Below are 18,584 nucleotides of genomic sequence, written 5' to 3'. Positions count from 1 at the left end.
GCTTCAACTCCCCCACCCACCTGTCCCGTTCCGGAATCACCCCACCTTTCTGGAGAGGCACGACATGAGACTCGACAAGAGGTTCGACACGAGGTACGCGAAGAACCGACTCCGCGCCGCCGCGTCCGCCGCCGTGGCGGTGGCCATGGGCGCCGCCGCGCTCACCGCCATGCCGTCCACCGCGAGCGCGGCGGGCGACGGGCTGAGCGTGCAGTACCGCACCAGCGCCACGGGTGCCACGGCCGACCAGTCCGAGCCCTGGTTCAAGGTGAAGAACACCGGCTCCAGCACAGTGCAGTTGGCGAGCGTCAAGGTCCGCTACTACTTCAAGGCGGACTCGGCGAGCGCGAGTTACCGCTTCGCGTGTTCCTGGGCCGTCAAGGGCTGTGCCAACGTCACGGGCACCTTCGGCACACTCGCCAACCCGACGGCCACGGCGGACCGTTACCTGGAGATCGGCTTCACCTCCGGCGCGGGCACGCTCGCGCCCGGCGCCGACACCGGTGACATGCAGCTGCGCTTCTACCAGTCGACGTGGCAGACGCTGGTCCAGAGCGACGACTACTCCTTCGGCGCCTCGCGGACGTCGTACGCCGACTGGTCCAAGGTCACCGCGCAGTTGGCCGGCGCCACGCTGTGGGGCACCGCCCCCGCGGGCAACGACCCGACGAACCCGCCCACCGACCCGCCGACCGATCCCCCGGCCACCGGCGCCGCGCTGTTCGACGACTTCAACTACAGCGCCTACAACGACCCGCGGATCTCGTCGCACGGCTGGAGCGTGCGCTCCGGCTCCGGCGGTCCCGGTGTCTCCGGTGCGACCTGGGCGCCCGAGAACGTCACGTTCGCGAGCACGAGCGGCAACTCCGTGATGAACCTGGAGACGTCGACGTCCGGCACCGGCGAGAGCACCGAGCAGTCCGAAGTCGTCACCAACACACGGAAGTTCAAGAACGGCACCTACGCGGCCCGCGTCAAGTTCAACGACGCGCCCAAGTCGGGCCCGGACGGCGACCACCTCGTCCAGACGTTCTTCACCATCAACGACCTCACGGCACCGCTGGCGGACGACTACTCCGAGTACGACTTCGAGTACCTCCCCAACGGCGGCTGGGGCGAGACCTCCAACATCCTCTACACGACGTCCTGGGAGACCTACCAGGCCGACCCGTGGATCGCGGTCAACCAGCACACCGAGGGCCGGCAGAGCTACAACGGCTGGCACGACCTGGTGCTGACCATCGACAACAGCAGCATCAAGTACTACATCGACGGCCAGCTCTTCGGCACCCACGACGCCGCGTACCTGCCGGAGCGGCCGATGTCGATCAACTTCAACCAGTGGCTGATCGACTTCGGCGGCCTGACCAGTTCCACCGCGCGGTCCTACGACGAGCAGGTCGACTACGTCCTGCACGTCAAGGACCAGGTCCTCACCCCGGCGCAGGTCGCCGCCAAGGTCGCGGCGTACCGCGGCGCGGGCACCACGTTCGAGGACACCGTGCCCGGCAGTTGACCACTCAGGGCGGCGGGCCGCGCACTCGGCGTACGGCGTCCGAGCGCGCGGCCCGCCGTCGCCTAAGCTCCGGCCCATGCGCGTAATGGTCTTGGAGGACGACCCCGAGCTGGGGCCCGTCGTCGCTGCTCAGCTGCGGGACGCGGGGTTCGCGGTGGACCTCGCGCGCACGCTGGCCGAGGCGGATCTCAAACTGTCCGTCAATCGCTACGACTGTGTCGTGGCCGACCGCTCGGTCCCGGACGGCGACTCCCTCACGCTGCTCGCCGCGCATCGCCGGGCTGGTTCGGTGCTGCCCTTCCTGCTGCTGACGGCGCTGGACGCGGTGAGCGACCGGGTGGCCGGCTTCGAGCACGGGGCGGACGACTACCTGGTGAAGCCGTTCGCCTTCGCCGAACTGGTCGTACGGGTAAGGGCGTTGTGCCGCAGGGAGCAACCCGCGCGGCCGTCCGTCCTGCGCACGGGCGACCTGGAACTCGACCTCCCGCGACGCCGGGTGACCCGGGCCGGGGTCCTGCTCAGCCTCTCCGCCAAGGAGTTCGCGGTACTGGAACTGCTGATGCTGCGCGCGGGCGATGTGGTGACCCGCAGCGCGCTGATCGAGAGCTGCTGGGACGAGGCGAGCGAGCCGATGTCCAACGTGGTGGACGTCCTGATCGGTCAGCTGCGCAGACGCCTCGGCCCGCCCGACCCGATCGCGACGGTGCGCGGAGTCGGCTACCGCCTGGGCGGCGACGCGTGAGCCGCCGCGACACGGCCTCCGCCCCGTCGCCCGCCGTGGCCCGGCTCCGCCGCACCCGCCGCCTGATGACCCTCCTCTTCGCCGCGACGACCGCGGCCTGTCTCGTCGTACTCGCCGTGGTCGCCATCCGGATCGACTCCGCGTCCCGCCGCTCCGGCCTCGACCACGAGGTCGGCAGCCGCGCGGCGGGACTGTCACGGGCGGTCTGGTTCGATGACGCGGGCGTCCTGCACCTGGAGCCCCTGCGCGAGGACGAACTCGCCCAGGGCGCCCAGGTGTTGGCGGTGTTGCAGGCGCCGCCCGGTAAGACGCCGACCGTGCGGAACGTCGTACCCGGACGGTCGTCGCTGCCCGACACGGACCGGTTGGACGAGGTCTGGCACAGCGTCCTGGACGAGCAGGGAACGGTCCAAGTCAGCGCCTCCGCCACCAAGGGCGGGCGGCTGCGGTGGGCGGCGGCGCCGGTCTGGGACGGCGACCGGATCGGGGCGGCGGTACTCGTCGGCACGGAACTGGCGCGCAGCGAACACGACCACGACCTCCTCGTGCGCTGGCTGGCCCTCGGCTGCACGGCCCTGGTCTGCTGCGCGGCGGCCGTAGGACATCTGCTGTCCGGGCGGGCCATGCGGCCCGCGCTGCGTGGGCTCGGCCAGCAGGAGCAGTTCCTGGCCGAGGCGGCGCACGAACTGCGGACGCCGCTGGCGACGCTGCGGCTCGTGGTGGAACGGAACGGTCCAAGCGACGAGGCGCTACGGCTGGTGGACCGGCTCAGCCGGCTGGTCACCGGGCTGCTCGCCCGGGCGCGGCTGGAGTCCGGGGCGCAGCGGGTCGAGTTGGTCCGGCTGCGGCTGGACCAGTTGGTGGAGACCACGGTCGAGGAGTTGCCGGACCACGGGAGCGTGACCGTGACGGCCGAGCCGGTGGTGGTGCTCGGCGATCCGGATCTGCTGGCTCAGGCGGTGCGGAACCTGGTGGAGAACGCGCAGCGGCACGGCGGCCCGGCCGGTTCGCCGGTGGAGGTCAGCGTCACGCCGGGACTGGTCACGGTCCGCGACCACGGGGACGGCGTACCGCTCGCGGACCGGGAACGCGTGTTCGCACGCGGGGTCACCAGGACCGGTCCAGGCACGGGCGCGGGCCTCGCCATCGTCCGCTGGGTCGCCGGTCTGCACCACGGCACCGCCCGCCTCACGGACGCTCCCGGCGGCGGCCTGCTCGCCGAACTCCGGCTCCCCGCGGACGCACCCCCGGCGTCCTCATCTTCATCTCATGAAGGTCCCGGCACCGTGGGCGCATGAACGCATTGCGCAGCCCTGCCGTCCTGGTCACCACCACCGCCGTGAGCATCGCCGCCGTGCTCGTCGGCCTGAATGTCTACGGCGAGGCCGCCACACCGTCCGCCGCCCATGTGGCCGTCCGCGTCGACCAGGTCGGCTATGTGCGGGGCGAGACGAAACAGGCGTACGTCATGGGGCCCACGAAGGCGCTCGCGGGGGCGCGCTTCAAGGTCGTCGACGCGCGGAACAAGGTGGTCACGGCGGGGCGACTCGGTGCCGTCACCGGCCATTGGAACGCCAGGTTCCCGTCCGTGCGGACCGTCGACCTCTCCGCGCTGGACAAGCCCGGCACCTACCGCATCGTCCTGTCAGGCACGGCGGCCGGCCGCTCCCCCGCCTTCCGGATCGCCGACGCGAGCGAGCTGATGACCCCGCTCGTCCGGGACAACGTCCGCTTCCTCCAGGCACAGCGCGACGGAGCCGACGTGGTGTCCGGCGGGCTGTCCCACGGCCCGTCCCATCTCGCCGACGAGGACGCGACCGTCTACGCCGACCCGCACTACGACGAGGCGGGCGAGGAACTCCTCGACGAGCACCTGACCCCGACAGCTGTGAAGGCCGATGTCTCGGGCGGCTGGTTCGACGCGGGCGACTTCCTCAAGTTCACCGGCACCACCTCCTACTCGACCGCCGAACTCCTGGTCGCCGAGCGGGACTTGCCGGACATGAAGGCGCTGTCCGCCGAGGCCGAGCACGGGCTGGAGTGGGTGGACAAGATGTGGGACGGGGACAGCGGGACGCTCTACGCCCAGGTCGGCATCGGCGCGGGCAACGACGCCGTACGGACGGATCACGACGTGTGGCGGCTGCCGGAGGCCGACGACCGGCTCGATGTGTCGCCCGGTGACCCGGACTACACGATCAAGCACCGGCCGGTGTTCCGCGCGAACAAGCCGGGCGAGCCGATCACGCCGAGTCTGGCCGGGCGGGTGGCCGCGGTGTTCGCCCTCGCCGCGCAGCGCACGGCCGACTCCGACCCGGACCAGGCGCGGGAGTGGCTGGAGAAGGCCGCCGCCGTCTACGACCTGGCCGACACCGACCACGACCCCGACAAGCCGCTCGTCACCGCCTTCCCGAGCGCCTTCTATCCCGAGGACTCCTGGCAGGACGACATGGAGTTCGCCGGTGCCGAACTCGCCCTGGCCGCACGGGACTTGGGTGACGACCGGGAGGCCGACTGGACCGGCGAGGCCGCCCACTGGGCCAAGGCCTACCTGGAATCCGACGTCAAGGGCACCCTCAACGTCGCGGACGTCAGCGCGTTGGCCCACGTCGACCTGGCCACCGCTCTGGACGGCGCCCGCAGCAACGGAGTTGGAGCCCAGGACTTGAACAAGGACCTGCGGCGCCAGTTGGAGGACGGGGTCGATCACGCCGAGCACGACCCCTTCGGCGCCGGTGCGGTCTACGACGACTTCGACGCCGTACCGCACACGTTCGGGCTGGTGGCCACCGCCCGCCTCTACGCCAAGGCCACCGGGGACACCCGCTACGACGCGTTCGCCGGCCGGCAGCGGGGCTGGGCACTCGGCGCCAACCCGTGGGGAACCAGCTTCATGATCGGCGCGGGTGAGGTCTACCCGCACTGCCCGGAACACCAGTTGGCCAACCTCCGCGGCAGCCTCGACGGGAAGGGCGCGATCCTGCGCGGCGCGGTGGTCAACGGCCCCAACGCCGCTGACAAGCTGGCCGAGTTGAACGGCTTCCCGACCATGAAGAAGTGCACCGCCGCCCCGCCGTCGGGAGCCTGGACCGACTTCGACGGCAAGGGTTCGCGCTACGTGGACGACGTGGGCGCCTGGCAGACGGTGGAGCCCTCGCTGGACTTCACCACGACGGCCCTGCTGGCCTTCGCCCTGACGGCGCGGGACGACGATGCGTAGCCGAGCCTCTGAGCCTCCTCAAGTCGCTTTGCGTGCAGGGGCATGTCGGTCAGGCTGAGCCCCATGACAGGAATCACGGGACTGAGCAAGAAGAACACCTTCGTGCTGACCATCCGGGACGCCGACGTGATCGCGGCGGCCCTGCGCGAGGCACTGGCCGAGGCATCGCCCGAGGAGCGCCCCGGCCTGGAACGCGCCGTCGCTCTCGTCGAGGCCACCGCTGCCGCCAACGAAGGCCGATTGCAAGCCCGTTGGGTCCGCTCCCGGCTGGCGGAGACCGGGTTCACCGGGGACCTCGACTCGGTCGCCGCGGTGCGGGCGCTGCGCCAGGCGGAACCGCGACTGAGCCTGTTGGCCGCGGTGCACCTGCAGAAGGAGGCAGTGGCCCATCCCGAGTGATCCGGCAGCCCCCGGTCACGCGGGGAGTGGAGGCTGCCGGATGCGTGGGGCCGCTCAGGACGCGAGGTAGCAGGACTTGCTCACGCCCGGCAGCGGGTCGGACCCGAAGGCCGCCGTCGTACAGCTCGCGCCGCCGCTGAATGCCTTGTAGAGGAAGCGGCCCCGGGCGCCGTAGGCGACGGTCTGCTGTCCGCCGAAGGCACAAGTGCCGCCTTCCGCAGAGCAGTTGGTGGCATAGCCGACCGGGCCGCCGGTGGCGGTGTAACAGGCCTTCGACTCACCGGAGATGGGGTCGCCGAACGTGGCGTCGGTGCACGCGGTGTCGCCGGTGGCGGTGGCCGTGGTGAAGGCTCCGTAGGCGCCGTACATCACTGGTTGTCCCGCCGCCGCGGCACAAGTGCCGTTCTGGTCGGCGCACTTGGTCCAGCCTCCGGCCGGGGCTCCGGCGGGTGGGAGGTAGCAGGACTTGGCGACGCCGTCGATGGGATCGCCGAAGTGGGCGTTGGAGCAGGCGACGTTGCCGTTGGTGACCTGGTGGACGAAGTTGCCGTTGGCGCCGTAGGCGACGTCACGGTTGTAGCCGGGCACGGCGCAGGTGCCGTTCTCGGCCGCGCAGGCGGTGTATCCGGGCGGGCCGCCCACGTCGGCGACGTAGCAGGACTTGACGAGGTTGGCCGCCGGGTCGCCGCCGAAGGAGTCGTTCGAGCAGGCGGTGCTACTGGTCACCGTCTTGTACGTGTACGTCCCGGCGCCGTAGGCCACCGAGCGGGTGCCGCTGAAGGAGCAGGTGCCGCCCTCGCCCGCGCACCGGGTGTAGCCCGCGCGCAGGGCGCCGGTGCCGGGTTCGGTGGGCGCCGACGGATTGCCGAGGCCGGTGGCGGAGACGGTGTAGCTGCCGGGGGCGACGCCGGTGAGGTAGACGTAGGCGTCGTCCTGGCTGCCGCCTGTGATGCCGGAGGTGGGCGTGAAGGCTCCGTTGCTCCAGACGGTCGCGCCGTTCACGGTCACCGTGATGTTGCCGCCCAGCTTCGGGACGCCGATACGGCCGCTGCTGCCGGACGGGCTGGAGAGGGTGGCCGAGTAGGTGCCGGCCGACGGGTCGCGGGACCAGGACGCGTTGATGGCGCCCTGGGGCATGGTGATGCGGCCCTGGGCACTGGTCAGATCGCCGGGGTGCGGGACGAAGCGGTAGGCGCCGGTCGCCGACTCGGGGGCGGTGCCGAGCACGTCGAAGGTGAGCGTGGAGGTGGGCGCGGTGGACCAGCCGTGCGCGAGGCTCATGAACGAACCGCCGTACGCCAGGCCGCCGTCGGACTGGATGCCCTCCCAGAACGTGCTCTTGGTGCCGATGTCGCTGTCGAGCATGTGGCCCCAGGTGCGGCGGATCTGGTCCAGGGCGGTGAAGTCGTCGTTGGCGGTGAAGCGGGCGTTCAGCTCCATGCCGCCGGCGAACGGCGAGACGTTGCCGCCCCATTCGGGCGTGGTCGGGCCGTAGATGCCCCAGTTCTTGCCGAGCCCGGTGATGATGCTCTTCGACTTGGCGGTGGAGTCGCTCAACCCGTACCAGACGGCGAGGGAGTTGCCGTCCTGCGGATACAGCCCGCTACTCGGGTTGTCCTTGTACATGCCCTTGGAGGCGTCCCAGAGAAGGGAGTTGGCGGCGGCCTTGATCGCGGCGGCCTTGCTGTTCCAGCTCGCGGCGAGCGCGCTGTCGCCCTCGACCGTGGCGAGGCCGGCGCCGCCCTTGAGGGCGCCGTACAGCAGCGCGTTGGCGGAGATGTTCTCGCCGCCCTGGCCGACGCGGGCCCAGTCCTGGGTGCGGGTGACGTTGAGGAGGTTGTTGCCGTCGATCTTGTTGGTGATGAAGGCCATCCCCCGCTTGTAGTTGGACCATTCGGAGTCCAGCCACGACCGGTCGGCGGTGTACGTGAAGTACGTGGACGTGCCCAGCAGGGTCCACGTGTGGTAGGTGTCCGAGCCGGTGAGGTTGAACGGCGGCCCGGACCAAGGGATTTCACCCGCCGAGGACTGCGCGTTGTACATCGTGGTGAGCGCGTTGCGGGTCGAGGTCAGGTCGTTGGAGTACGCGTACTGCGTGGGGACGGCGATGCCCATGTCGCCGGGCCACACCGTACGGTCCCGCTTCGCGCCGTCGACCAGGACGGAGTCGCCCACGCCGACGGTGGCGCTGTTGTCCCAGGCCGAGAAGGGCGGGGGCCAGGCGCGGCCCTGGTTGGAGGCGATGGTGTTCAACTGCACGGTGTACGCCCCGGCGTACCAGATGCGGTTGAGCAACTCGTCGCTGGAGGTGAAGTAGTTGGCGTAGTCGGCCGGGTTGGACTTTCCCGGTGCCGCGGTGAAGTTGAGGCTGACACCCTTGAGGTCCACCCAGCCCGAGCTGTCGAGGAAAACCGTCAAGTAGCTGAACCCGCCCCGGAGTTGCGCGGTGGGCACGGTGTACGTGCCGTTGGCGGAGGGCGTGGCGTAGAGGGCGCCGTCTTCGCCGTCGCGGCCACTGCTGCGGTCGCTGTTGTTGCCCACGTACAGGGACGACTCACTGAAGGCCAGGCCGACGCGTTGACCGCTGGAACTGGTGCTGCCGAATGACAACGTTACCAATCCGCCGACTTCTTTCCCGAAGTCGAGCGTGACGGCCGACTGCGAGCCAGTGATCCGGGTCGCCTGCCCGTTGAGGACGTTCGTCGGGTTCGCGACGCTGCCGGAGGTGCGGTAGACGGCGGTCGGCTTGAGGGTGCGCGAGGTCGGCGAGTAGTTCACGGCGTCAAGTGCCGCCTTGGGAGCGGGCGTTGCAGCCGCCGGCGCCGCACCGGCGGACAGGGCCGGGGCCACGGCCAGCGCGGCTGCCACCGTCATGGTGAGCCCGACTAGGCGGCCTGGTCTGGGCTTTCGGTTCTGCGGTGGCCTGCGGCGGCGCATGAGTACCTCCCGGATCGGTGGGGGAACCAGCCGCTCAACTGGACAACCAGGCATGTGAATCGATTCAAACCGATCGACCGCGGGGGCCTGAGAGTGGAAGAGCAACGGGTACGCGAGATGACTCGCCGAAGTTCGCACCGATGATGGGCGCCGGGAGAACGGGTGTCAACCCATCGCGACAGCCCTCAACTCCCGCGTAAAAAGCGCACCTTAGGACATTGACAGGGCCGCACCAAGCCGGTTCACTGCGTCGAGGACGGGTAGAGGTATGGACCATTGATCCACAGCTGAATCCATTCACACCCAGCGTCCCCCATCGTGAAATCGAGGCGAGTACCGGTGTCCCTACATGACGTCGACATCGTTGTCAGACCACGGTTCCTCAGCTTACTGCTGACGGCCGCCCTCGCGTTCGTGGCGCTTGTCCCGATCGCGTCGCCGGCGTCCGCCGCAACCCAGGTGTGCGTCCTGGCCTGTGACACGCTCGACCCTTCGCAGGCCAAACAGGAAACGTTTCCAGTACCGGACAAGACGCTCAACGGACGGGTCGTCCGGCTCCATGTGTCCGACGCGGACGACATGGCGTGGGCCAGCATCGACAACGGCACGACCGGCGACGCGGTGTGGTTGGACCGTTCCTGGGACGGCGGCGCCACCTGGGACGGCCTGCTCGGCAAGGCGAGCGTCCCGAGCACATGGACCGGCACCAGGACGCTGATGTACAACATCACCGACCCGCGCAACCACAAGCGCGGCCTCGTCCGTGCCTGCGGCGACGCGGCCGGCGTCGGCTGCACGAACTGGGTCTACCCCACCGTCTGCGACACGGTCTGCGACGGCACGAGCGCGGCCCAGGCGGCGGGCGACGACCAGCCCATCCCCTCGACCACCCTCTACGGCCGCACAATTCGGCTGCACGTCGACCAGAAGAACTCCATGGCCTGGGGAAGCATCGACACGGGTGGCGCCGGTGACGAGATCTGGTTGGACCGTTCCTGGGACGGCGGCTCGACCTGGCCGGACGGCTCCTCCCTCGGCCGTACGAGCACCCCGTCCGGAGCGACCACGACCCGCACCGCGATGTACGCCGCCCGCGACCCGCGCGGTCTCCTCTACGGCGGGGCGGTCCGCGCGTGCGGCCGGGAGGCGAGCCACAACGAGGGCAGCTGCACGGCCTGGTACCGGCCGGTGCCCACCCGGGCGCGCGCCGCGGCCGACGCGCTGATGACGTCGTACGACCCCTACAACGGCTGGTGGCCCAGCAGTTGGTGGAACTCGGCGGCGACCCTCACCTCCGTCATCGACTTCGCGAAGACGACCGGCACGCACGACTACGACTGGGTCATCGCCCGCACCTTCGACCAGAACAAGGGCGTCTTCCCGGCCGGGACGCGCAGTTCGGACGCGATCGAGGGCGACTTCATCAGCCGGTCGATCGACGACTCGGGGTGGTGGGCGATCGCGTGGATCGACGCGTACGACTACACGCACGACGCGCGCTATCTCAACGAGGCCGTCACCATTGCCAATTACATCCAGCAGTACTGGGACACCAGCACCTGCGGCGGCGGCGTGTGGTGGGACCGCGAGCGGACCTACAAGAACGCGGTGACGAACGGGCAGTACCTGTGGCTGACCACCGCGCTGCACCAGCGCATCGCCGGTGACACGGTCTGGCTGCAGCGGGCGAAGACGTCGGCCGCCTGGTACAAGGCCAGCGGGATGATCAACTCCGCGGGTCTGGTGAACGACGGTCTCTCGTCGTCCTGCGCCAACAACGGTTCCACCGTGTGGAGTTACAACCAGGGCCTGGCCATCGGCGCCTTCACGGAACTGTGGAAGACGACGGGTGACACCTCGATGCTGACCACGGCGCGCACGCTGGCGGATGCCGCGATCAGCAACTCGCAGCTGACGGTGGGCGGAGTGCTGACCGAGTCCTGCGATGTCGGCTCGGCGTCCTGCGACGACAACCAGAAGCAGTTCAAGGGCATCTTCATGCGGAACTTCGCCGACCTGGCGAAGGCGACCGGTTCCACCACCTACCGGGCCTACATCCAGAAGCAGGCCGACACCCTGTGGGCGTTGGACCGGTCCACGCTCAATGCCCTCGGTGAACGCTGGGCGGGCACCAGCCCGAACCAGACCGACTGGCGTACGCAGGCCAGCACGCTCGGAGCGCTGAGCGCTGCGGCGGGGAGCTGAGCGGGGGGTGCGGGGGGTGCGGGGTGGGGAGTTGCATCATGCGGGGTATGCGATGCGGCTCGGGGGGTGGGCGTAGTGCGGGGGCGGGGCTCGGCGTAGTGCGGAGTCCCGGGCCGGGCGCGGGGGTGGGTCGGGCCGGGGCATGGGTGGTCGTCGCGGGGCGTGGGTGGTCGCGCACGCCTCGGGACGGTCACCCGGTGGCGGGTGCGGGTGCGGATGCGGGTGCGGGTCCGCGTGCGGGTGCGGGTGCGAGTGCGGGTGCGGGTGCGGGTGCGGGTGCGCGGCGATCGGTACCGCGTCGGCGAGACGACGCGCGGAATACACCGGTCCAGTGTGATCGTGCCGGATCACGGGCTGCCGGTCCCCCGGGACCCGGCCCGCGATCGGACGCCGGTCGCGGGGAGTGCCGGACCGGGGCCGACGCGTGGCACCGGGCCCGTGAGCTTGCACCGGACCATGAACCGCCGCTCCCGTGAGCCCTGCACGCGGCCGGCCGCCGACCGTCGGTTCTGGGCGCGGGCGCAAGACCGGGACGACCGGGGCGGGTCCCCGCACACCACTCGCCAGACCCCGACGCCCCGCGCCACCAGCGCCCGCCCGGTCGAACCGGAACACGAACCACCGGCTGCCAGGCCCGGGCGTGGACGTGGACGTAAGACCCCAGCGACCGGGGCACGTTCACGCACACCACTGGCCGGACCCCGACACCTCGCGTCACCGGCGTCCACCTGGTCAAACCGGATCACGAACCGCCTACCACCAGGCCCGGGGCGCAGGCGCGGGTCCAAAGCGACCCGGGCGGATCCCCGCACACCACCCGGCCGACCCCGACCCCGGCACCTCACACCCCCAGCCCCCGCCCACCCGGCCGTACCGGATCAGGAACCCCCGCTCCCCCGGAACCCCGCACGCAACCGCGCCTCCGCCCCCGGCTCCGCTCGCGGATGCGAGTCCAGCGCGGCCAGGGCCGCCCCGAGCAACGGCGGATCCGTGCACACCACCGGCCGAACCCCCGGCACCGCCTCCGTGAGCCTGTGTTCCACGTCGTCGAGGAGGGCCTTGTGACCGGCGGCCAACACGCTGCCGCCCAGGACGACTTCGAGGTCCGGGGGGACGGCGAGTTGGAGGCGGCACAGGACCGTGACCGCCATTCTCGCTATCTCCGCCGCGAGGCGCTCCACCAGTTCGGTCGCGATCTCGTCGCCCTCGTCGCGGGCCGCGAACACCGCCGGGCAGAGTTCACTGAGGCGGATGGCGGGGAGGTCACCCTGGTGCAGGGCCGCGGTGACGTCGGCGACCGTCGCGAACCCGAAGTGGTCAATTACCGCTGCGCGAAGGGCAGTTCGCGGGCCGCGGCCGTCCTCCGCCCGTGCCGCGTGCCACAGCGCCGACGTGCCTACGTCGATGCCGCCGCCCCAGTCCCCCGAGATCCCGCCCAGCGCGGCGAAGCCGGTGGTGCGGCCGTCGGGGGCGACGCCGACGCAGTTGATGCCGGTGCCACAGACCACGCCGACGCCCCAGGGGCGGCTGGCGCCGGCGCGCAGAACGGCGTAGGAGTCGTTGTCGACGCGCTGGGTCACCGCCCAGCGGCGGGCGCCGACGGCCTCGCGCAACGCCTTGGTCTCGTACGGCAGATCGGCCCCGGCGAGGAAGGCCGTGATGCCGTCCACCTCGACGTCGGCCGCCACTCCCGCCGACGCCATCGCCTCGGCGCGCAGGGCCGCGAGTACGTCCATCGCCGCGTCGACGCCCACCGCCTGCGGGCGGAAGCCGCCGCCTCTCGCACGGCCCAGGATCGTGCCGTCCGTCCTCAACACGGCAACGTCCGTCTTGGAGTTGCCGCCGTCGACGGCCAGCAGCAGGCCTGTCTTCATCAGGCCCACCACAGGTGTTCGCGGTTGGCGGCGACGAGCTTCGCCGCCAACTCCTCGGCCACCTTGACCTGACCGATGAGCGGATGCGCCAGCAGCGCCGTCGCGACGCGGTCGACTCCACCGTGCAGGGCTGCCTCCAGGGCCAGTTCCTCGTAGGCCGTCACGTGCGCGATCAGTCCGGCGAAGAGTGGCTCTACGGCCTTGACGGGCAAGGGAGTTGCGCCCCGCGCGTCGATGCGGGACGGGACCTCGATGACGGCGTCGTCGGGGAGGAAGGGCAGGGTGCCGTTGTTGCGGACGTTGGCCACGCGGACGTCACCGGTGTCTGCCGTGAGGGCGTGCACCAGTTGCACGGCGGCCTCGGAGTAGTAGGCGCCGCCGCGCTTGTCCAGCAGGGCGGGCTTCTCCGTCAGGGCCGGGTCGGCGTACATCTTGAGCAAGTCGCCCTCCATCTCGGCCACTTGCTGGGCGCGGGAGGGTTCGCTGAGCTGCTCGCGGAGGACCTCGTCGTGGGCGTAGTAGTAGCGCAGGTAGTAGGAGGGGACGACGCCCAGCCTGCGGACCACGTCCAGCGGCATGCGCAGCCGGTCGGCGAGGGCCTGGCCGTGTTCGTCGAAGATACGCGGGAGGACGTCGACGCCGTCGAGCCGCACGGCCCGTTCCCAGGTGAGGTGGTTGAGGCCGACGTGGTCCAGGGCGACGCGCTCGTGGTCGACACCGAGCCAGTCGGCGAAGGTGCGCTGGAAGCCGATGGCGACGTTGCAGAGGCCGACTGCCTTGTGTCCGGCGTCCAGTAGGGCGCGGGTGACGATGCCGACCGGGTTGGTGAAGTCGACGATCCACGCGTTCGGGGCGCGCTTGGCGACCCGTTCGGCGAGGTCGAGGACGACCGGGACGGTGCGCAGCGCCTTGGCCAACCCGCCTGCGCCGGTGGTCTCTTGACCGATGCAGCCGCACTCGTGCGGGAAGGTCTCGTCGACGTGCCGGGCGGCCTGGCCGCCGATGCGGAGCTGGAAGAGGACGGCGTCGGTGCCGTCGATGCCGGCGTCCGGATCTGCGGTGGTGGTGATTTTGGCGGAGCTGCCCTGGCGGGCCAGGATGCGGCGCGCGAACGGGGCGATGACGTCGAGCCGGTCCGGGTCGGGGTCGACCAGGGCGATCTCGGTGACGGGGAGGCCCAACCGGGCGAATCCGTCGATGAGTTCGGGGGTGTACGTGGAACCGCCACCGACAACGGTGATCTTCAACCTTTGACTCCTGTCAGTGTGACGCCCTCGATGAAGGCCTTTTGTGCGAAGAAGAAGACGATGATCACCGGCGCCATCGCGATGAGGGTCGCCGCCATGGTGAGGTTCCACTGCACGGCGTGGGAGGTCTTGAAGGTGGCCAGGCCCAGGGCCAGGGTCCAGTGGGCGGGCGTCTCGCCGGTGTAGATGAGCGGGCCGTAGTAGTCGTTCCAGGCGTTGAAGAAGGCGAAGAGGCCGACCGCGACGAGCGCCGGGCGCATCATCGGGAGCACCACCCGGGTGAGGACGCGGAGTTCGCCGCAGCCGTCGATACGGGCCGCGTTGAGATAGTCCTCGGGGACGGTGAGCAGGAACTGACGGAGCAGGAACACCGAGAAGGCGTCCCCGAAGAGGGACGGGAGCACCAACGGCCAGATGGTGCCGGTGAGATGGAGCCTCGCCCACATCAAGTACATGGGGATGACGAGGACTTGGGGCGGCAGCATCATCATGGTGATGACGCAGAGGAACGCCGTGTTGCGGCCCTTGAAGCGGAACCGGGCGAGCGCGTACGCGATCGGGACGCTGGAGAGCAGGGTGGTCGCGGTGGCGGCGACGGCGTAGATCACCGTGTTGAGGAGCCAGGTGCCGACCGGGGCGGTGGAGAAGACCGTGCGGTAGTTGGACCACTGCCAGTGGTGGGGCCACAGGCTGGTGGTGAGGGACTGGCCGTCGGTCATGACCGAGGTCAGGAAGATGAACACGATCGGGCCGATGAAGGCGCAGGCCAGGCCGACGGCTATGGCGTGTTCGGCGATCCAGATCAGGGTCCTGCGGCGGCCGGCCCGGCCGCGCGCGGCGCGGTGGGGCGAGGCGGCGCGGGTCTGCCGGGCGGGTGCCGGGGCGTAGGTCGTCGTCATCGTGGCGGCTCCCCGGTGGCCAAGTCCCGTGCGGGCGTGGCGACTTCCCGATGGGCGAAGCGGTACGTCATCGTGGCGACTCCTCTGTGCGGAGGATCTCGGCGTCGTACGTCATCGCGGTGACTCCTCGATGCGGAAGGTCTCGAAGCCGTACGTCATCGTGGCGACTCCTCGATGTCGAAGCCGGAGGCGCGGCGGAGCAGGACGACGGTGAACGCCATCGCCACCACGAAGAGCACCACGGCCAGCGCGCAGGCGTAGCCCGCGTGGAACTGGTTGAAGCCGGCGATGTAGAGCTGTTGGGGGAAGGTGAGGGTGGAGCCGTCCGGATAGCCGGGCGCGGGCTGGATGTTGCCGTTGGCGACCTGCGAGGCGACCATCGCCTGGGTGAAGTACTGGAGTCCGGCGATGACCCCGGTGACGGCCGCGAACAGCACGACCGGGGAGATCGTCGGCAGCGTGACGTAGCGGAAGCGGTGCCAGGGGCCGGCGCCGTCCAGCTCGGCGGCCTCGTAGAGTTCGGCGGGTACTTCGAGGAGTGCCGCCAGGAAGATGACCATCATCGTGCCGCTGCCCCAGAGGGCGAGCAGGGTGAGGGCCGGTTTGGACCAGTCCGGCGAGTTGAACCAGAGCGGGCCGTGGATGCCGAGCAGGCCCAGAATCCGGTTCACCGGGCCGGAGTTGGGGTTGAACATGCAGACGAAGGCGACGGTCGCGGCGACCGGCGGAGCCAGTGCGGGCAGATAGAACAGGGTGCGGAACAGGCTCGCCCCGGCCTTGAGCCGGGCGGTGACCATGGCCACGCCGAGGGCGAAGAGCACCTGCGCCGGGACCATGATCACCACCAGCCAGGCGGTGTTGCGGACGGCGTGCCAGATCAGCGGGTCGCCGTCGAACAGGTAGCGGTAGTTGCGCAGCCCCACGAACTGGGCCTGGGAGATCATGTTCGAGTTGGTGAAGGACAGCCAGACCGTCATCAGCAAGGGGTAGATCAGGAAGACGGCGAAGCCGACCAGGCCGGGGGCGAGGAAGAGCAGGACGCGCAGCCGGTTGCGGCGCATCCGGGCCTTCAATGGGGCCGTGGCGCGCGGGAGTTGGGTGATCTGTTGGGTGGTGGCCATGACGGTCACTGCCCCAGCTTGAGCGCGGCGTTGTTCTGCTTGTCGACCGCGGCCAGCCCTGCCTTCAGGTCGGGTACGCCGCCGCTCTGCCACTTCTCCACGAAGTGACCGAAGTTGGTGAGATAGGCGCCGCCGTCACCGCTGGCCGGGGTCGTGGTGGTGAGCGGGTTCTTGTAGACCTCAAGGAACGGGGCGAAGTCGGGGTCCTTGGAGAGGCCTAGCGAGGGCGAGTCGAGCGCGGCCGTGGTGGTGGGGACGTTGCCGATCGCGTCGGCCAGGGTGGTCAGCGCGTCGGTGTCGGTGGTGAGGAATTTGATCAACTTCCAGGCCGCGCCCGGGTGTTTGGCGCCGCGCGGCATGCCGATGACGTTGCCGCCGACGTAACCGGCGCCGTAGAGCTGGGACTTGCCGTCGGCGGCGGGCACGGCCGCGGTGCCGTAGTCGATGTCCGCCTTGTCGTTCTTGATGAACGCGTTGCGCCACTCGCCGTCGACCATCATGGCCAACTTGCCGGTCTCGAAGGCGTTCTGGGCGGAGAACTCGTCACCCATGCCCGACTTGAAGGTGACGAGTTTCTTCGCGCCGAGCCAGTCGACGAGGCTCTTCTGCCAGGTCAGCGCCTGCGCGAAGGCGGGGTCGCCGCCGACATTGGACTGGCCGTCGGCGGTGAGCCACTTGCCGCCCCAGCTGGGGACCAGGTGCTCGGTGAGCATCTCGTAGGCGCCGAGGTAGGGCATGAACCCGGCGGTCTTGATCGAGCCGTCCGCGTTGAAGGTGGTCAACTTCTTGGCGTCCGCGGCCAGTTCGGACATGGTCTTGGGCGGGGAGGTTATGCCGGCCTTCGCGAACAGCTTCTTGTTGTAGTACAGGCCGAAGGTGTCGGCGAGCCACGGCATCGTGCAGCGTTTGCCCTCGAAGGCGGTGTACGACTGGACTGCCTTCGGGATCTGGCTCATGTCCACGTGGTCGGCCTTGATGTCCGGGGTGAGGTCTTGGAACGCTCCACTGGAACACCAGCCGCCGACGTTCGCGGCGTTGAACGAGGAGGCCACGTCGGGGGCGGTGCCGCCGCGGATGGCCTGGTTGACCTTGTCGTCGGTCTGGGCGGCGACGGCCTTGACGGTGATGTACGGGTATTCCTTGTGGAACTTGGCCAGCACCGCGTCGACCGAGGCGATCTCGTGCGGGGAGCTGAGACCGTGCCAGAAGGTGATGGTGACGGGGGTGGTGTCGTCGGCGCCGGTGTCCGCCTTCGACGTGGCACCGCCGGTGGTGCATGCTGCGGCCAGCAGCGCCGTGACCGCGAGCAGCGACCCGGCGACGGTACGGCGGGCGGCGCGGCGGGGGGTACGGGTGGTACGGGTGACGGGTCCGCCACGGGACTCGGACATGGAACCTCCGGCGATTTCGCTTACCACTTATTGACCAGTGGGCACATGTTGGGGCACCATTTGGGCACTGTCAAGCAAGCGTTTCTGAAGTAGACCGCGAGAAAAATGACCACCGGTATGGAAAGTTGGTAGGAATGGTCAGCGGTGAGAGCCGTTGGGAGAAGCGGGAACGCATCCGCACCCACCTCCTCGACCTGGTCGAGGAGACCGGGCCCGGCCGCCCCCTCCCGGGCGAACGGCAACTGTGCGAGGAACTCGGGGTCTCCCGCCCCACCCTGCGCGCGGTGGTCGACGACTTCGTCCGTGACGGTCTGCTGGTGCGGGAGCACGGGCGCGGGGTCTTCGTCGCCCGCGCCAAGGTCGCCCAGCACCTCGGCGGTTCCGTGCCCGGGCAGGCGCAGGGCCTGGGCGTCGGCGGCGTGGACGGCACCTGGGCGAGCCGCACCCTGGACTTCAAGACCGTCGCCGCGGGACCCCGGATCGGCCGTCGGCTGGGCATCGCGCCCAGCGAGCAGATCCTGCGGATCCTCCGGCTGCGGACGGTGGACGGCGACCCGATGTGCGTGGAGACCCTGCACGTGCCGCACGCGCTGGTCCCCGGACTGACCGCCCGTGACCTGGAGACCGACTCCTTCTACCGGCTGCTCGGACAGCGCTACGAGATCCTGCTGACCGACGCCGCGCAGAGCATCGAACCGACCGTGGTCGACGAGTGGGAGGCCGAACTCCTCGGCGTCTCCGTGCACACGCCCGCCCTGCTCTTCGAACGGGCGGCGCGCGACGCGACGGGCCGGGTCGTCGAGTTCACCCGCTCCGTCTACCGGGGCGACCGCTACCGCATCTTCACCAGGCTGTCGCTCGCGGCCCGGCCCGACGGCGGACGCGTCGTCGACGGCTCCTGGTCGGCGGCCACCACCGTCCCCGGCGCCGACACCCTGGTCTTCGACCCCTACTGGAGCAACTAGCCACCCTCACCCACCAGTTCACCGCGCCGGCCCGTCGGCCGACGCGGCGGTCCCGCACGCCCTCCTCA

Annotated in this window: 13 protein-coding genes; 7 read left to right on the top strand and 6 right to left on the bottom strand. The window is 70.1% G+C overall.

From position 1 onward, the window contains the following. The first annotated feature begins 64 nt into the window (after nucleotides 1-64). From OG407_RS41600 to OG407_RS41580, 5 genes are all read left to right on the top strand, one after another. A complete protein-coding gene (locus OG407_RS41600; RefSeq protein WP_405865477.1) occupies nucleotides 65-1,516 on the top strand; it encodes a cellulose binding domain-containing protein in 1,452 nt (483 codons plus the stop codon). Between the two features lie 76 nt (nucleotides 1,517-1,592). After that, nucleotides 1,593-2,258, top strand: coding sequence for a winged helix-turn-helix domain-containing protein (locus OG407_RS41595; RefSeq protein WP_405865475.1), 666 nt, complete (start codon nucleotides 1,593-1,595; stop codon nucleotides 2,256-2,258). Then, nucleotides 2,255-3,556, top strand: a complete 1,302-nt coding sequence (locus OG407_RS41590) for a sensor histidine kinase (protein ID WP_405865473.1) — start codon at nucleotides 2,255-2,257, stop codon at nucleotides 3,554-3,556. The genes OG407_RS41595 and OG407_RS41590 overlap by 4 nt, the downstream gene beginning before the upstream one ends. Beyond that, nucleotides 3,553-5,478 carry a glycoside hydrolase family 9 protein gene (locus tag OG407_RS41585; RefSeq protein WP_405865471.1) on the top strand — a complete coding sequence of 642 codons (1,926 nt, stop codon included), beginning with the start codon at nucleotides 3,553-3,555 and terminating at the stop codon, nucleotides 5,476-5,478. The genes OG407_RS41590 and OG407_RS41585 overlap by 4 nt, the downstream gene beginning before the upstream one ends. A gap of 63 nt (nucleotides 5,479-5,541) precedes the next feature. Beyond that, nucleotides 5,542-5,877 (top strand): hypothetical protein, encoded by a 336-nt coding sequence (locus tag OG407_RS41580; protein ID WP_405865469.1) that lies wholly within the window; start codon nucleotides 5,542-5,544, stop codon nucleotides 5,875-5,877. Between the two features lie 54 nt (nucleotides 5,878-5,931). Here OG407_RS41580 and OG407_RS41575 read toward each other — a convergent pair whose 3' ends face one another. After that, on the bottom strand, nucleotides 5,932-8,751 hold the full coding sequence (locus OG407_RS41575) for an MGH1-like glycoside hydrolase domain-containing protein (RefSeq protein WP_405865467.1): 2,820 nt from the start codon (nucleotides 8,749-8,751) through the stop codon (nucleotides 5,932-5,934). Between the two features lie 402 nt (nucleotides 8,752-9,153). Between OG407_RS41575 and OG407_RS41570 the strand changes: the two genes are divergently transcribed. Continuing rightward, nucleotides 9,154-11,019, top strand: a complete 1,866-nt coding sequence (locus tag OG407_RS41570; protein WP_405865465.1) for a glycoside hydrolase family 76 protein — start codon at nucleotides 9,154-9,156, stop codon at nucleotides 11,017-11,019. An 878-nt stretch (nucleotides 11,020-11,897) separates the two neighbouring features. Here the strand turns inward: OG407_RS41570 and OG407_RS41565 are convergent. The 5 genes from OG407_RS41565 to OG407_RS41545 all read right to left on the bottom strand — a co-directional run bounded on the left by OG407_RS41565 (nucleotide 11,898) and on the right by OG407_RS41545 (nucleotide 17,551). Then, the gene (locus tag OG407_RS41565; RefSeq protein WP_405865463.1) at nucleotides 11,898-12,893 is read right to left on the bottom strand and encodes an N-acetylglucosamine kinase; all 996 of its coding nucleotides are present in this window, start codon (nucleotides 12,891-12,893) and stop codon (nucleotides 11,898-11,900) included. Then, a complete protein-coding gene (locus tag OG407_RS41560) occupies nucleotides 12,893-14,140 on the bottom strand; it encodes a 6-phospho-beta-glucosidase (protein WP_405865461.1) in 1,248 nt (415 codons plus the stop codon). Before OG407_RS41560 ends, OG407_RS41565 begins: the two co-directional genes overlap by 1 nt. Continuing rightward, the gene (locus tag OG407_RS41555; protein WP_019058936.1) at nucleotides 14,137-15,039 is read right to left on the bottom strand and encodes a carbohydrate ABC transporter permease; all 903 of its coding nucleotides are present in this window, start codon (nucleotides 15,037-15,039) and stop codon (nucleotides 14,137-14,139) included. Before OG407_RS41555 ends, OG407_RS41560 begins: the two co-directional genes overlap by 4 nt. A gap of 155 nt (nucleotides 15,040-15,194) precedes the next feature. Beyond that, nucleotides 15,195-16,160, bottom strand: coding sequence for a carbohydrate ABC transporter permease (locus OG407_RS41550; RefSeq protein ID WP_405865458.1), 966 nt, complete (start codon nucleotides 16,158-16,160; stop codon nucleotides 15,195-15,197). A gap of 5 nt (nucleotides 16,161-16,165) precedes the next feature. Further along, nucleotides 16,166-17,551, bottom strand: a complete 1,386-nt coding sequence (locus OG407_RS41545) for an ABC transporter substrate-binding protein (protein WP_405865456.1) — start codon at nucleotides 17,549-17,551, stop codon at nucleotides 16,166-16,168. Between the two features lie 134 nt (nucleotides 17,552-17,685). Between OG407_RS41545 and OG407_RS41540 the strand changes: the two genes are divergently transcribed. Beyond that, complete coding sequence (locus OG407_RS41540; RefSeq protein WP_405865454.1) at nucleotides 17,686-18,516, top strand: GntR family transcriptional regulator; 831 nt, start codon at nucleotides 17,686-17,688, stop codon at nucleotides 18,514-18,516. The last annotated feature ends 68 nt before the right edge of the window (nucleotides 18,517-18,584 follow it).

This window comes from Streptomyces sp. NBC_01515, from assembly GCF_045040345.1.
GTDB lineage: Bacteria > Actinomycetota > Actinomycetes > Streptomycetales > Streptomycetaceae > Streptomyces.
This window is presented reverse-complemented; position numbering and strand designations above follow the sequence as displayed.